Source organism: Sulfitobacter aestuarii, from assembly GCF_042685005.1.
GTDB lineage: Bacteria > Pseudomonadota > Alphaproteobacteria > Rhodobacterales > Rhodobacteraceae > Sulfitobacter > Sulfitobacter aestuarii.
The window spans coordinates 331,026-345,713 of record NZ_JBHUMP010000002.1; the positions used below are offsets into that span (position 1 = coordinate 331,026).

General features: G+C 63.1%; 12 protein-coding genes. 4 read left to right on the forward strand and 8 right to left on the reverse strand.

Annotated features, from left to right (window positions below):
* Positions 1 to 13 precede the first annotated feature (13 nt).
* Positions 14 to 2,608 (reverse strand): hypothetical protein, encoded by a 2,595-nt coding sequence (locus tag ACFSUD_RS03850; RefSeq protein WP_386371637.1) that lies wholly within the window; start codon positions 2,606 to 2,608, stop codon positions 14 to 16.
* Between the two features lie 146 nt (positions 2,609 to 2,754).
* A complete protein-coding gene (locus ACFSUD_RS03855) occupies positions 2,755 to 6,183 on the reverse strand; it encodes a beta strand repeat-containing protein (RefSeq protein ID WP_386371639.1) in 3,429 nt (1,142 codons plus the stop codon).
* A 727-nt stretch (positions 6,184 to 6,910) separates the two neighbouring features.
* Here ACFSUD_RS03855 and ACFSUD_RS03860 point away from each other — a divergent pair.
* Together ACFSUD_RS03860 and ACFSUD_RS03865 are read left to right on the forward strand one after the other, a co-directional pair.
* Positions 6,911 to 7,645 (forward strand): helix-turn-helix transcriptional regulator, encoded by a 735-nt coding sequence (locus tag ACFSUD_RS03860; protein ID WP_386371641.1) that lies wholly within the window; start codon positions 6,911 to 6,913, stop codon positions 7,643 to 7,645.
* Positions 7,646 to 7,655: 10 nt separating this feature from the next.
* The gene (locus ACFSUD_RS03865; protein WP_386371643.1) at positions 7,656 to 8,150 is read left to right on the forward strand and encodes a hypothetical protein; all 495 of its coding nucleotides are present in this window, start codon (positions 7,656 to 7,658) and stop codon (positions 8,148 to 8,150) included.
* Between the two features lie 32 nt (positions 8,151 to 8,182).
* Here the strand turns inward: ACFSUD_RS03865 and ACFSUD_RS03870 are convergent, their stop codons facing one another.
* From ACFSUD_RS03870 to ACFSUD_RS03880, 3 genes are all read right to left on the reverse strand, one after another.
* Positions 8,183 to 9,097 (reverse strand): mechanosensitive ion channel family protein, encoded by a 915-nt coding sequence (locus ACFSUD_RS03870; protein ID WP_386371645.1) that lies wholly within the window; start codon positions 9,095 to 9,097, stop codon positions 8,183 to 8,185.
* Positions 9,098 to 9,470: 373 nt separating this feature from the next.
* Entirely contained in the window at positions 9,471 to 9,905 is a 435-nt protein-coding gene (gene rnk / locus ACFSUD_RS03875) for a nucleoside diphosphate kinase regulator (protein WP_386371647.1), read from the reverse strand.
* Positions 9,906 to 10,022: 117 nt separating this feature from the next.
* Positions 10,023 to 10,394 (reverse strand): GreA/GreB family elongation factor, encoded by a 372-nt coding sequence (locus ACFSUD_RS03880; protein ID WP_386371649.1) that lies wholly within the window; start codon positions 10,392 to 10,394, stop codon positions 10,023 to 10,025.
* 646 nt (positions 10,395 to 11,040) lie between these two features.
* Between ACFSUD_RS03880 and ACFSUD_RS03885 the strand changes: the two genes are divergently transcribed.
* Positions 11,041 to 11,340, forward strand: coding sequence for a DUF1127 domain-containing protein (locus tag ACFSUD_RS03885; RefSeq protein WP_386371651.1), 300 nt, complete (start codon positions 11,041 to 11,043; stop codon positions 11,338 to 11,340).
* Positions 11,341 to 11,485: 145 nt separating this feature from the next.
* Complete coding sequence (locus ACFSUD_RS03890; RefSeq protein ID WP_386371653.1) at positions 11,486 to 11,737, forward strand: hypothetical protein; 252 nt, start codon at positions 11,486 to 11,488, stop codon at positions 11,735 to 11,737.
* A 113-nt stretch (positions 11,738 to 11,850) separates the two neighbouring features.
* Here ACFSUD_RS03890 and ugpC read toward each other — a convergent pair whose 3' ends face one another.
* The 3 genes from ugpC to ugpA form a co-directional block, all read right to left on the reverse strand.
* Positions 11,851 to 12,864, reverse strand: a complete 1,014-nt coding sequence (ugpC, locus tag ACFSUD_RS03895; protein ID WP_386371655.1) for a sn-glycerol-3-phosphate ABC transporter ATP-binding protein UgpC — start codon at positions 12,862 to 12,864, stop codon at positions 11,851 to 11,853.
* Positions 12,865 to 12,867: 3 nt separating this feature from the next.
* Positions 12,868 to 13,704 (reverse strand): sn-glycerol-3-phosphate ABC transporter permease UgpE, encoded by an 837-nt coding sequence (ugpE, locus tag ACFSUD_RS03900; protein ID WP_386371879.1) that lies wholly within the window; start codon positions 13,702 to 13,704, stop codon positions 12,868 to 12,870.
* 65 nt (positions 13,705 to 13,769) lie between these two features.
* Positions 13,770 to 14,651 (reverse strand): sn-glycerol-3-phosphate ABC transporter permease UgpA, encoded by an 882-nt coding sequence (gene ugpA, locus ACFSUD_RS03905; RefSeq protein ID WP_386371656.1) that lies wholly within the window; start codon positions 14,649 to 14,651, stop codon positions 13,770 to 13,772.
* Between the last annotated feature and the right edge of the window lie 37 nt (positions 14,652 to 14,688).

Genomic DNA, 14,688 nt, shown 5'->3' on the forward strand with positions numbered 1-14,688 from the left:
GTCATCGACCAGTTCACGCCAGCAAGGTCTGCATGACGTCGGACTGCCCTGCAGTCTCGGTAATCATCGAATCTGCCGTCGCGGCAATTTCAGAGACATTGGCCGGGGCGACCATGTCATCGACCAGAAAGGCCACCGCCTCGTTGGCCAGCGCGCCGAGGCTGACCCCCGTCGGCGGTGCATCGGCCTCGATCAGCCCGGCCTGATGGATCAGCGCGTCCGAATAGGTTTCGCCTCCCGACATCACGGCGGAATCGACGCCGTCATCGGTAATCTGAGCCAGGTTGGCGAGGATGTTGGAGCCGGTGGTGAGGGTGATCTCTTCGTTCAGACCATCAGCGAATTGCGATGTCGCCATGTTGATCTGATCGACGTTGCCCAGCACGTTGGTCTGGTTGACCTGATCGACGGTAATGAAGTCGCCGGTGATATAGAGCACCTTGAGCAATTCGATGCCGTCGAACAGCGGATTGGCCAGGATCTCGTCGGACAGCGTCTGATCCCCGTTTGCCAGTTTCTGTATCTGGTCTTTCATCGCAGCATCGAGCGGCACCGAAGTGTCGATTCCGGTGTTATGGATCGCGGCCTCGTTCCAGAGCAGGTTGTCGCCCGTCGTTGGATTGCCCGTCGGTGCCTCGGCAACTGCGCCGTTGTTGCCCGCAGCGCCCTGTACCACGGCAACGGCAGGTTGCGCCGTGTCGGTGCTGCCGTGGGAATCTGTATCGGACGTGGTGGTTTCGGTCGTGTCGGAAACGGCGGTTTCGGTGGTGTCCGAGGTTGCGGTTTCGATCGTATCCGAAGTTGCGGTTTCGATCGTGTCTGATGTGGCGGTTTTGGTAGTGTCCGAGGTTGCGGTAGTGTCCGACGTAGCGGTTTCGTCGGCATCCGAGGACGACGTGCTGACCGAATTCTCGGATGTGTCCGAGCTCGCATCGGTCGTTTCGGAACTGCCGGTGTTGCTGGTCTTGCTGCTGTTGGTGTCTGTCGTGCTCTGATTGTCGCTCTTTTCCGATTGCCCAGACACCGGCGCTCCGCCGTCCGGGCTCGTGCCAGATGCCGTATCGCTCTGCGGCAGGCCGGAGATCGGATCGGCCGCCTGGGTGGTGCCCTTGGCTGCCTGGCCCGTGCTGCCCGCTGCGCCTGTGGACGCCGGAGCTTTGGCACCGGAGGTGCCGATATCATAACCGTCGAGCAGGATATTGACCTGATTGATCATGCTGAGGTCGATCATCCTGCCGCCGACGATGATCAGATCGTAGGTAAAACCGATTTCCCACATCGAGACGTGGTTGAAAATGTCGTTGGACCCGAGCCCGAGATAGGTGTTGGTGCCGCTGACACTGACCTCGGCCATGTCGTTGTCGGTGGCGAAAGTATATTGGTCGACCCAGTTGATCTGCGTGACGTCGCCCTCGATCGTGACCATGACCCAATCCTTGGGCCCGCCGGTCGGGACCGGGGAGGGGGGCAGGGCCGCCTCTCCCTGACCATCGACCGGTTGCAGATGCGATTTCGTCGTGATTTGCGCCACGTTCTGCGCGGTCGAAGGTGCCGGTGTATGTGCGCCCGTGCCATAGGAGACGCTGCCGCCATTCAGCAGCACGTTCACCTGGGAGATCGCGTCGAATTTCAGGACGTCGCCCGCCACCGCGATCACCGGCGCATCGAGCCAGTCGGAACTCAGCGAGACATGGTTCACCGCCGTATTGGCGCCGGATACCACGTGATGGCCGGGATCAATGGCGTAGGGGTTGGCCTCGTCATCCTCGAAATCGCGGGAATAATCATGCGCCGCCGGTGTCGTTTCGTCGGCGAGCGTCTCGTCCTCGTCCTCCTCGTTTCCGGCTCTCTGCGGCAGGCGCACATCCTTGTCCAGAAAATAGACGGGCAGATAGTCGCTCCAGTCGGGCAGGGACTCGACCAGTTCACCATTGACGAAGATCCCGCCGTCGGCATCGGCACCCCGGATCACCGCCGAATGGTAATTGACCTCGGAGATCACATGCGCTTCCGGCAACTGCGCGCTCAGCGCGTCGAGCGCGGCGAACCAGTCATCGGAGGCTTCCGCAAGGTCGAGCCGCACCGGGCTCAGCGCCTCGGCCAGCTCCGCCAGCTTGTCGAGCACCGCGACCACACCGCCAAGGTCGACAAAGCCGGACTGGCTGATGTCGCCGAAAACGTCATCGTCGAACAGCACGGCGCTCTGAAAGGTGACCGCGATCAGCGAGCTCGGTGGAGACAGCACCGGCCTGGCGCCGCCGCCCGCATCGTCCGAAGGCAGCGGGTCGAATCGCGCCATCAGGGCAGGGACCGCAAAATCGAACGGCGCCATTTCGAGCTCCAGCTGGATGGCTTCGAAAGGCGCCGGGGGCAGGTCCGCCGGGGTGGCGGGCGCTTCGGCCTTGTAGTCGAGATCGGGATCCACGTCTTCGAGTTTGTGGGGAGATTTGACCCGCGCCATGTTGAGGGCGAGTTCCTCGGCTTCCTTCTGCGCGGCGCGCTCGGCAAGAAACCGGTCAAAATCGCTGCGCATCCTCGCCTGTTCTTCCGCGATACTGAATGCGCCTATGAAATGGGCAATGGAATCGGTCGTTGTGTCAAATGCCATGACGAATTTCGCCTTCCATTCAGGGACACGCCGTCAGCGTAGAATGCGCCTGTGTCCCGGATCGTCTAGTCTCTGTCTTGCCTTCCCGGTTGCCGGAGAAGGGCCGGGGCCGGTCGCGAGACCGGCCCCGGATAGTGTCTTCAGGTTCAGCCGTCGGAGTCGTCGCCGACGTAGGTGCTGCTGAACGACCCGCCGACCACATTCATGTCGACCGTGTTGCCCAGGACGTTGGCACCCATCACGATGCTCTGGTTGAACGCTGCAACATCGACCTGCGCTGCGGCCGAAGCGTAGGATTCGCCGGTCACGTAACCGTCGTCTCCGTTGCCCGAACCCCAGGAGCCCGCGTTGCCGCCCATGCCACCGTCGCCATTGGTGGCCACGCCGCCCGCGCCGCCGCTGGTCGCACCGCCGGTGGCCATGCCGCCTTCGGCCATGCCGCCTGTGGCGTTGCCGGTGTTACCACCCGCAGCCGCTGCGTCGCCGGTGGCACCCGAGTAGCCGGAGGTTGCCATCACGTCGCCGCTGGCGTTGGTCTGGCTGTCGGCAGTGGCGTCGTTGTCGGTGGCACCACCGTCACCCGTATCGACATGGGTGCTGTTGCCGGTGCTGCTTTCGGCAAGTGCCTCAGCCGCGATATCCGACAGGCCGCCGTAGCCGCCATCACCGTCGGCATAGCCGTCGGCAGCGCCGTTGGCATTGGCGTCAGTGTCCGAAGACGCTGCCCCGCCGTCACCGCTGTTGGCGTCCGAGTCGGCCATACCGTCGGAGTTGCCGGTTGCGTTGGCTGTCGCGTCCGCATCGGCATTGCCGCCCGTGGAGGCCGCATCGCCATTACCGGTGCCGGTCGCGTCGGCATCGTTCATGGCGTCACCTGCCGCACCTGCGCCACCGTCGGAGTCGGTGCTGCCGGTACCGTTGGCATTGGCGTCGTCGTCGGTATTGGCCGTTGCCGAGCCACCGTAGCCGGTGGTGCCGTCATTGGCGGCCGCTCCGGAGACGTCGCTGTCGAGCATGCCGGTCGTGGCGCCCGAGGAACCGCCAGCTCCGGAGTTGTTCTCCGAATTGGCTTCACCATGGGCAGTGGCATCATTGTCGGTGGTGCCTTCCGCGCCTGCGCCGGTCTCGGTGTCGGATGCCGCTGCCGCACTGGCGGTCGCGTCATCGTCGGAGGTCGCAGTACCGCCATTGGCGTCGCCGGTCGTGGCGTCGTTCGCGGCATCGGCAGCGCTGTCGTTGGTCGCGTCACCGGCGTCGCCGTTGGCATTGCCACCAGCACCGCTGTCGTTGTCGGTGAGGGCATCACCGCTGGCATCGGCCGTGTTGCCGGTCGTGGCGTCACCGCCGTCGCCGCCATCATTATCCGACTTCGCCTTGGCCTTGGCCGTGGCATCGTCATCGGTATTGGCGTTGCCACCCTGCGCCGAGCCACCGTCGCCGTCGGCGCTGCCGTCACCCGAAGTATCGGTGTTGGCATCTCCGCTCGTGGTCGTCGCCTCACCACCTGCACCACCGTCACCGCCGGTTCCCGTGCCGGTGCCGCTGGAGTTGTTGGTGGCGCCATTGTCGGCTGCACCGTCACCACCGTCGCCCTTGGCTTTCAGCTTGGTGTCGCCACCTTCGCCGCCATCGGAGCCTGCGCCTGAATCAGCGCTGCCGTCTGCGTCGCCGGTGCCGTGGTTGTCGGTGTCGCCACCGTCGCCGCCTTCACCATCGGCATCGCTGTCGGTCTTGGCCTTGGCCTTGGCATCGCTGTCGCCATCGCCATAGCCGCCATCGCCCGGATCAGCGTTCCCGTTGGAATCCGCGGTGCCGTTTCCAGTCGCATCGCCAGCCGTGTCACCGGCATCGCCGCCGTCACCATTGGCCTTGCTGTCGGCATCGCCATCGGCCTTGGCCTTGGCCTTCTGATCGGCTTCACCGGAGTCGCCGCCATTGGCATCGGTGCTGCTGTCGGTCTCGGCCTTGCCCTTGGCATAGACATCGCCGTCGACGTCGCCGCCGTCACCGCCGTCGCCGTCACCATCGGCCTTGGCCTTGGCCTTGCCATCCACGTCGGCATCGGCATCGCCGGTGTCGCCGCCATCGGAGTCAGCCTTGGCCTTGGTGGTACCCTCGGCATCGACCTTCGCTTTCTGCTCCTGGTCGCCGCCGTCACCACCGTCGCTGTCGGCATCGCTGTCGGTCTCGGCCTTGGTCTTCACGGTCAAGTCGCCGTCGACATCGCCCCCGTCGCCGCCATCGGCGTCGGCAGTGGAATCGGACGTCGCGGTTCCGGTACCGGTACCGTTGCTGTCAGCATCCCCGCCACGACCGCTGGTGGAATCGGCAGCGTTGTCGGCCGAACCGTCGGAGGATTGGTCGGCCGCCGAGTCCGCATCGCCGCTGTCGCCGCCCGTATCGGTGGAAGCCGCGTTGGCGTTGTTGGTCCCGGACACGGTGCTGTCGGAGTCGGAGTTTCCGCCGTTACCACCGGTGCCGTCAGCATCGGTCTTGGCCTTGGTCTCGCTGTTACCGCCGTAGGTTTCGCCAGTGCCGTCGCCCCCGTCGCCGCCGTCGCCGTCAGCCGTCGCATCGACGTCGCCGCCGTTCGCTTCGTTGCCGTTGGCCTTGGCCTTGCCGGTCTCACCGGAATCGCCGGTCTTGGCTTTCACGTCGCCATTGTCGCCGCTTTCGCCGCCCTTGGCCTTGGCATCGCCACCATAGGTATCGCCGCCCTTGGCCTTGCCGCCATCGGCATAGGCTTCATCGCCGCCGTGACCGCCGTCCGTGCTGACCTTGATGCCTTCCTCGGCATAGGCCTCACCGCCCGTCGCGTTGCCGCTCTGGGTGAAGGTGCCGTCATTGCTGACCGTGGCATTCTCCAGTACGTCGCTGTCGTTGAGGTCGTTGCTCTGGTTGTTGAGGAAACCGGCATCGTTGCCTTCACCGTTGAGCGAATGCTTCAGCAGGTCGCCGATCTCGACATCATTGCCGGGATTGTAGTCGATATCCCCTTTGGCAAACATGATGTCGCCGGTGGAGGATCCGCCGCTCAGGTCGAAGTCGCCGAAATCGTTGTCGTCCGGCTCATAACCTTCGAGCGCCACGGAGACGTCGACATCGACGTCCGTGCTGCTGGTATTGTCGTTATTGTTGGTATTGTCGTTGTCGGAAGATGAATCCGACGTGGCATCGCTTGAAGCATCGGTCGAGCTGGTATTCTCGTTCGTGTTGTTATTGGTACTGTCGTTGCTGTTGGCGTTGTCGTTGCCATTGTTGTTGTCGTTGCCATTGGTGTTGTCGTTACCGTTGGCATTATCGTTGCCATTGGCATTATCGTTGCCATTGGCGTTGTCGTTCAGCCCGACGTTCTCGTTGTAGTTGCCGTTCTCGTTGCCGTTGCCGTTCTCATTTCCGTTGGCGTTTTCATTGCCATTCGCATTGTCGCTGTCATTATCGTTATCGTTGTCGTTATCACTGTCGTTCTTGTTCTTGTTCTTGTTGACGTTCAGATCGCCATCGTACCAGGACTGCTCGCCGTCGCCGTCGCCGTCGCCCCAGCCGATAATGTTGTTTCCATTGCGCGTAGACATGTTGAATCTCTCATCAATGATGCCCCGGGACGCACCGCCACTCATTCAAAAGCGATCATTGTCCGGGGAAGTTGCGTTGAGCTTGGAAGTGTACGGCGTGACCTGGGATCAACTCTTCAGGTCCGGCCGTCGGTTCGGTCATGTCGGGTTTCTAAATAGGCAAATCCCCCTTCGATAAAGTCTTCCTAAAATCGGCGTCTTGCGAAAAGTGGTGCCGGCCCGGGGCTCATTGAAATAGCGAGCTGAGCCGGAACCACCCGGGCTGCTGGGCCGGGTCGAAAGGTTAAAAATGGGTGCCGTTGAAATGGCGGGACTATGAGCAGCTACCCAGAAGTGTGCCGTCCTCCCGGTATCCGCGCATCCTAGAAATACGGTTAGTCCGGAGCCGAAGATGGTGATTCTTTGGTGTTTTCCCGTCAGGAACGGGCCCGAAACAGCGGCAGCTCATGGTCGAGAATGAGAAATTTCTGACCGGTTTCGGCCATGTTTCACCGCGCTGATTCAGTTTCCCCAACGTCACTAAGCGTTAAGAAAAAGTTACCGTTTCAACTTCAGGGAGAGGCGGATTCCAGGCCGGGAACCGTGAGTCACCGTGCTGCGCGCGAGATGTATTAACCTTACGATTAGTTTGCCAAACCGCCTGATCAGGGTAGGATGAAGGCATTAATCTAAAGATCAGAGCATTTTTTTATGCGGCGTAACGGCTTATTGCATGGAGGTTATTTGTATGGACCACGAGGTGAACAATGCCGACCGGAATATTGATCCTTGTCAGCTTCACGGCCAGAATGTGGTCCTCCTGGGCAGTGTGCGACACTTTCCGAACCGGATGCTGCAGGTTTTTTCGGCCGAGTTTGAAGAGGCGGATTTTCAGCGCATAGCCGATGTCGCCGCGCTTCAGGAGATCGGCGAGACGCGGGCCGGTGCCGATCTCACCATCGTCGATGAGGATTTTGTCGACGACATCCTGACCCGTCCGCAATTCTACATCGACGCGGCAGCGCCGGGGCGGCTGGTGCTGGCCTATCGCGATTGTGCGGTTGCGCAGCGGCTGCTGGCGGAAAAATCCGTTCGCACCGAGCTCAGCGAAATCGGCTTCCTGCCGCTCAATGTTCAGATCGATGTCTGGCTTTCGGTGATGCGGCTGCTGCTCTGTGGCGAGGTCGTCTATCCGCAGGCCCTGCTGAGGGGGCGCGACGGCGCCCCGGTGGAGGCCACAGCCGAGCCCTGCGACAAGCGCAAGCTGACCACGCGGGAATGGGAGATCCTGACCATGGTGGCGACCGGCAAGCAGAACAAGGTGATCGCCAGTGATCTCGAACTTTCCGAACATACGGTGAAGCTGCATGTCCATCATATCCTGCGCAAGCTCGGCGTCAGCAACCGCACCGGCGCGGCGACATGGTTCTCGCTTGCCACGGGGGAGGCCCCGGGCGGCGCGGATGGCGCGGCGCTGTCATGATCGCTTTCGTATGAGCGCGGGTTCCGAGACATTCGACGCGTTGCTGCTGCGGGTCGGTCGGCTCAACTATGCCTGGAGCAATACGGAAAGCCTGCTGATCCACCTCATCGCCGGATTGGCGGGCACCGACAAGGACACGGCCGTCATCATCTTCCTGACGCTGAACACGACGCGGGCGCGGATCGATCTGGTCGAGCGGCTGGCGAAGATGCCCCGTATCCCCGGCGAGCAGCGTCAGCGTATACTCGCACTGACCGGCAAGGTGATGAAACATTCCGCGCTGCGCAACCGCTACAGCCACAGCATCTATGCTTTCGATCCCGAAAGCGGGGATGCGCGGACGATCCTGATGCGCATCGCCGACCGGAAGGACGATATCAAGGTTGGGCAGAGCCAGGCGATCGACGCCGCCGCGCTGAGCGATGTCGAGGCGGCGATCCGTGACCTCGCCGAGCTCAACGGCGATTTCTGGCAGCTGATCCGGGATTTCGACTATCCCGCGTGAAGCCGGTGCCGGTGCTGCGTGTCACTGCTGCGTCAGGGCGACGTGCGCGCGCTATCGCCGCGTCCGGACATCTCGGCGCGGATCAGCTCGATGCGCCGATGCGGCGCGATCGTACCGGCGCGGCGCAAGGCATCATCGACCAGACCATAGACTTCATCGCGGCAATCCACATCACGCTCGAACCGGCTTAACCAATAGCGCAGCGCATAGGTGATCCCGCCTTCCTCATAGGCCAGCACCCGCACGTCGGGCGCGGGGTCCTGCTCGATCAGCTCGGCTTTCTTCGCGGCTTCGAGTATCACCTTGCGGGCCAGCGCGATCGGCGTCGAATGATCCAGCGTGAAGGTCACCTGGGCCCGGTATTGCGGTTTCGGCGCTGAATAATTGCTGATCCGCTGGCGGGCGATCTGGCTGTTGGGCAGGATCATATAGGTGGAATCGCGGGTCAGGATCCGGGTGGTGCGCCAGCCGATTTCAATGACCTTGCCACGCGCCAGTCCGTCGATGTCGATCCAATCGCCGATACGGAACGGCCCTTCGATGCCAAGCGCGATCCCCGAAAGAGTATCCGCCACGACGTTGCGAATGGCAAAGCCGAGCATCGCCAGCACCAGGCCCGAACCGGCCAGCGCCCCGACCGCGCCCTGACCCATGAACAGCGCCACCGAGGCGGAGAGCGCCACGAGAAACAGGATTGCCGCGATCAGATCCTTGAGCAGGCGCGGATAGGGACGCCGCCGCGATGCCGCCTGATCGAGCGCGAGACCGAGGATCCGGCTGATCAGCCAGGCCAGCGAGAAATAGACAAGCGCCTGCGCGCCCGGCTGCGCCCAGTCGCCCGCGCCGAGCATTGCGCGCAGTTCCGGCAGGAAGCGCAGTACGGCGAGGCTCATCAGCAGCAGAAGCACGGGCCAGATCAGGCGGCGGGTGAAGTGACGCAATTTCATCGCCGCAGCCTCCGGCCTTGGTCGGACATCCCGAAGTCACGTTTCGCCACGGCGCAGGAGGGACATTGCCCGGCATGGGCGCGCGGGATCGGACGATTGCAATCGGGGCAATCGTTAGTCTGCAAAACGATTCTGCGTGACCGTGGCTCCTGACAAAAGGGGCAGCGGTGCGAGGCGGCGCGGGGCAGGGTCTTGTGGCAGTTGCGACAGGTCAGGCGCGGATCGGCGGGGCGCATGGGCTTACTCCGGGGCGGGGGGACGGCGGAAATGGGAAGCCCCCCGGCAAAGCGCGCGCGACCGGGATCAGGTCATCGCGCCGCGGCTTCGCGGGAGGGCGGGTTTGGCCGGGCAGGCCCGGCAGGCGCGCGGCGCATCAGCCGCTTTGCTCATCCGCCAATGCGTCCTGCTCGACCTTGATCACCGTCAGCGTGCGGCGCTGGTCATCGCGCGTGTCCCAATAGAAAGCCGCGCCTTCGGTCAGGCCGAGAAGCGCCACGCCGATCGGGGTCATCACCGATACGCGCTGCCGCGCGATATCGGCGTTCTCCGGATAAACCAGCGTGACCGACTTCTCGAGCCCGGTCGTCTCGTCGCGGTAGGTGACGCTGGAGCCGATCGACACGACATTGTCCGGCATTTTCGCCGAAGCCACGACGCGGGCGCGCCCGATCTCTTCGAGCAGTCGGTCGGCAAGGGCCGGATTGCGCTTCATCGCGCCTTCGGCCAGCGATTCAATATGAGCCAGGTGATCGGCATCGATGACGATCTTCGGGGCGCGGCCGCGGGGCTTCTTTTGGGTCGTGCTCATGGGGGTTTCCATTTGTGTTCTCCTCGAACGAATGAGCTGAGTGGACTTCAGGATAAAGGCGACCGCGCGGTTGTTGCCGGGCGCTGCCGCCCGACAGGAAAAGGACGGGACGGGGGGCTAGGGCGAGGGGCTGACGGCGAGGACGGAGACAGGCAGGCTGGTGCCATCCTCGCGCGGCAGAGCGGTTTCCTGTCCGGCACGCAGGCCGATCAGCGCGTGACCCAGCGGCGAGCAGGCCGGAATGATCCCGCCCCGGGTGCCGCGTCGGGCGCGGTTCACCAGCAGACCGGATTGCACCGGCCCGTCGCCGATCACATAGGAAACCTCGCTGCCGCAGGTGACGAGATCGACCGGAAGGGCCCCGGCGGGGCGTTTGCCAAGGCGCAGCCTGCGCCGGTCGGCGTCGCTGAGCAGGGCTGCGTCCGCTTTTGTCACATGCGGTTCGATCTGGCTGTCGGACGTGGCTTTGTTTCGCTGCAGGCTGGTCATCGTTCTCTCCCCCGTACGGCGTGCGCCGCTGGTGTGTTCAGGTCTGTCAGGAACGTCCCGGAGGTCGGTTCCCTAAAATCCGGCGAATTGAGGAGGCCCCGGGGGTGACGCAGGCGCGTAGGCGCCTAGACCGCCCGGGGAAAGGGGCGGTTGAGCAGGATAAATCGAAAATGATCTGCGTGAGCCAACATGCCTCAAGAGTTAGGTACCCCGGCAGGGCAAGTCAACTGCCGCGTTTCCCGCGATGCGCGCGAACCGCCGATCCGGCTCCTGCTCTGCCCATGCCGCGCCATTTCGCGCCTGCCTGTCACAGGGATGAGCGCGATCGCGCCGAAAGGTCGCAGGGGAGCACGCAGGAGTTGAAAGGCGCGCGCGAGAGGCCCATCTTCGGAGCATGGTCAACAAATTGCATAAGAGGCGCCCGATCACCACGGGTACGTTGCTGAACCGCCGGTAGCCCCGGGCAGGACAGTGATCGGCCTGTCCGCGCCCCGGGGTGTGCAGAGACCTTTGCGATCAGATGAGATGACGGTGAAAGCCTGTCCAGGCACGTCGGTGCGGGTTAGGCGCGGAATCCTGCTGCGCATGGAGGCGTGGCGCGCAATATTCACCGTCCGGCTTTGGCACGTTCATGTTGGAGGATGTCATGACCCCTTATATCACTCGTCAGATGCTTCTGGAAATGGTCGGCGCGGAGAAGCGGTCCGCGCACGGTGGCGCGGCGCGACAGGGCCGACTGCGGCAATGGTTCGGCCGCGTCATCGCAGGCTGGCAGCGCAGCCGTATGATTTCGGCGCTGCATAATCTCGACGACCGGCTGCTCGACGATATCGGACTCTATCGCGCCGATATCCCGCAATTGGCGGAGGCGCATTTCCAAAAAGCCGAGCCGCGGCGCGGTCCGGGTGCGAACCTGCCTTCGCGCCATCGGCGCATGCTGGCCTGAGGCTGGCCATAGTTTGGCCCGATAGCGGGCCGATACTGCCCTGTCACGAGTTCGATCAGGTTGGTTTTTCGCGCGCCGGGTGTTGGCGGCGCGCCCCTTTTCCCGGCGCCGTGATGCTCCGGGATCTTGCACAGGAGACAGGAAGATGATGTTGAGTGCTGCGGATTTCGAAGAATTGTTCCCCGAACTGAACCGGCGCGCCGTGAAGGTCAGCTCCTCCGGCCCCGCGCGTCGGCAGGATGATGGCGGCGCATCGACCGCGCCGCGGGAGCCCCGGGTGGAACCCGCAAGCCCGGCATTGAGGGCGGGGATGACCCTGGCGATGATGCCGAGCTTCGCCGCCGTAGGCGCGGCCAGCGCGATGTTGCACGGCTATCACCTGATGAATGGCAAGTGAGCGACAAGTGAATACGGCGGGGGCGGCAGGCTGCCGCTCCCTTTCAGCAGCGGGATATTCGTCCCGGCGCGGTGACCATGGACCGGGCTTTGCAAGCCGCCATGGCCGTCCGATCAACCAAGCAGGCGCTGCCCCTCGGCGTTGAACAGGACCTCGTCACCCGCCGACCAGTCGAGCCCGACCATGGCGCCCTCACGTGGCAGCATCTGCTGCGCATCCTGGCGCAGCGTCGCCGTTTCTCCCCCGGGCAATCGCAGATGCACCAGGCTCTCCGCTCCCAGCGCTTCGGTATAGAGCACTTCGCCGCGCAGCCTCGGCTCGGCATCGACGAGGCGCAGATGTTCGGGGCGAATACCGAGCCGATGCGCGCCGGGGATTGCGATTGAAATATTGCTGGCCGACAGGAAGTTCATCGGCGGCGAGCCGATAAAACCGGCGACGAATTCGGTCTGCGGATTGGCATAGACCTCGAGCGGCGCGCCGATCTGATCGGCGCGGCCTGCGTTCATCACGATCATCCGGTCGGCCAGGGTCATCGCCTCGACCTGATCATGGGTCACGTATAGCGAGGTGACGCCAAGGCGACGCTGCAATTGCTTGATCTCCAGGCGCATCTGCACCCGCAGCTTGGCATCAAGGTTGGACAGCGGCTCATCGAACAGGAAAACGGAAGGCTTGCGCACGATCGCCCGGCCCATCGCCACCCGCTGGCGCTGCCCGCCCGACAGCTCGCGCGGACGCCGCGTGAGATAGGGTTCGAGCTGGAGCAATTTGGCCGCCTCCGCCACCCGCTCGGCGATCTCGGGTTTCGGGCGGCCCGCGATCTTCAGCCCGTAGGCCATGTTGTCAAACACCGACATATGCGGATAGAGCGCGTAATTCTGGAACACCATGGCGATGTCGCGTTCCATCGGCTCCTTCTCGTTGACCCGTTTGCCGCCGATGCGGACCTCGCCCTCCGTCACCGTCTCCAACCCCGCGACCATGCGCAGCAAGGTGGACTTGCCACAGCCCGAGGGGCCGACGATCACGATGAACTCGCCATCCTCGATGTCGATATCGATGCCGTGGATCACCTCGGTCCGGCCGAAGGATTTCTTGATATTGCTCAGGCTGACGGTCGCCATTTGTTACTTCTCACTGTCTACAAGGCCGCGGATGAACAATCTCTGCATCGAGATCACCACGATCACCGGCGGGATCATCGCCAGAATCGAGGTCGCCATGATCACCGGCCAGTCGGCGATGTCATCACCGCTGGGGAACATCTGCTTGATGCCCATGACGATGGTATTCATCGACGGATCGGTGGTGATCAGCAGCGGCCAGAGATATTGGTTCCAGCCATAGATGAACAGGATCACGAACAGCGCGGCAATGTTGGTGCGGCTCATCGGCAGAAGGATGTCCCGGAAAAACCGCATCGGCCCCGCGCCATCGACGCGCGCCGCCTCGGCCAATTCATCTGGGACGGTCATGAAGAATTGCCGGAACAGGAAGGTCGCGGTGGCCGAGGCAATCAGCGGAAAGATCAGCCCCGAATAGGAATTCAACATCCCGAACCCGGCAACCACTTCATAGGTTGGCACGATGCGTACCTCGACCGGCAGCATCAGCGTAAGGAAGATCAGCCAGAAGAACAGCCTGCGCCCGGGAAAGCGGAAATAGACGATGGCGAATGCCGAGAGCAGCGAGATCGCGATCTTGCCGAGCGCGATGCCCATCGCCATGATCAGCGAATTCAGCATCATCATCGCCACCGGGGCATTGACCCCCGCCACCAGCGCCTTGCGGTAATTTGCGAAAAACTGATCGCCGGGCAGCAGCGGCATCGGCGGGCGCACGATCTCGGGCTGGCTGACGGTCGAGGCGACAAAGGCCAGCCAGATCGGGAAGAAGATGAACAGCAGCCCGACGATCAGGCCCAGATGGGTCAGCCAATAGCCCGAACCGCGCCGCTCGACCATGCCGCTGGCGGGCAGGCGGGAGCGTTTGATCGGGCCGGTTTCGGCGGCAAGGGCGTCACGGGCGGTCAATAATGCACCCTCCGTTCGATGAACTTGAACTGCACGATGGTCAGCAGCCCGACGATCACCAGCAGGATCACCGATTGCGCCGCCGAGGAGCCGAGGTCCTGCCCGACGAAACCGTCCGAATAGACCTTGTAGACCAGAATGGTGGTCGCCTGCTGCGGCCCGCCGCTGGTGATCGTGTGGATCACCCCGAAAGTTTCGAAGAAGGCATAGACGATGTTCACCACGAGCAGGAAGAAGGTGGTGGGCGACAGGAGCGGGAAGACGATGGTGCGAAAACGGGTCCAGAAATGCGCACCGTCAATCGCCGCCGCCTCGATCACCGACTTCGGTATCGCCTGCAGCCCGGCAAGGAAGAACAGGAAGTTATAGCTGATCCGTCCCCAGGCCGAGGCCACGACGACCAGCCCCATCGCCTCTTCGCCGTTCAGCACATGGTTCCAGTCATAGCCAAGCAGCCCGAGATACCAGGTGACCACGCCGACGCGGGTGTTGAACATGAACAGCCACAGCACCCCGGCAACCGCAGGGGCCACCGCATAGGGCCAGATCAACAGGGTGCGGTAGATGCCCGACCCCTTGATCAGCCGGTCCGCCAGCACCGCCAGATAAAGCGCCACGCCCATCGAGACCAATGTCACAAGGATGGAAAATACCGCGGTGGTGACGAAAGAGGCCCGGTAATAGGTATTGGACAGCAGATATTCGAAATTGCCCAAGCCGACCCATTGCATCGACAGGCCGAAAGGGTCGGGAATGAACAGCGATTGCCAGATCGCCTGACCCGCCGGATAGAAAAAGAACACCGCCGTGACGATGATCTGCGGCAGGACCAGCAGCAGCGGCAACCAGATGCCCTTGAAAGTGACGCGCTTTTCCATGGCTCAGCGGCGCGCCCCGATTGTCGCGGGGCGCGCC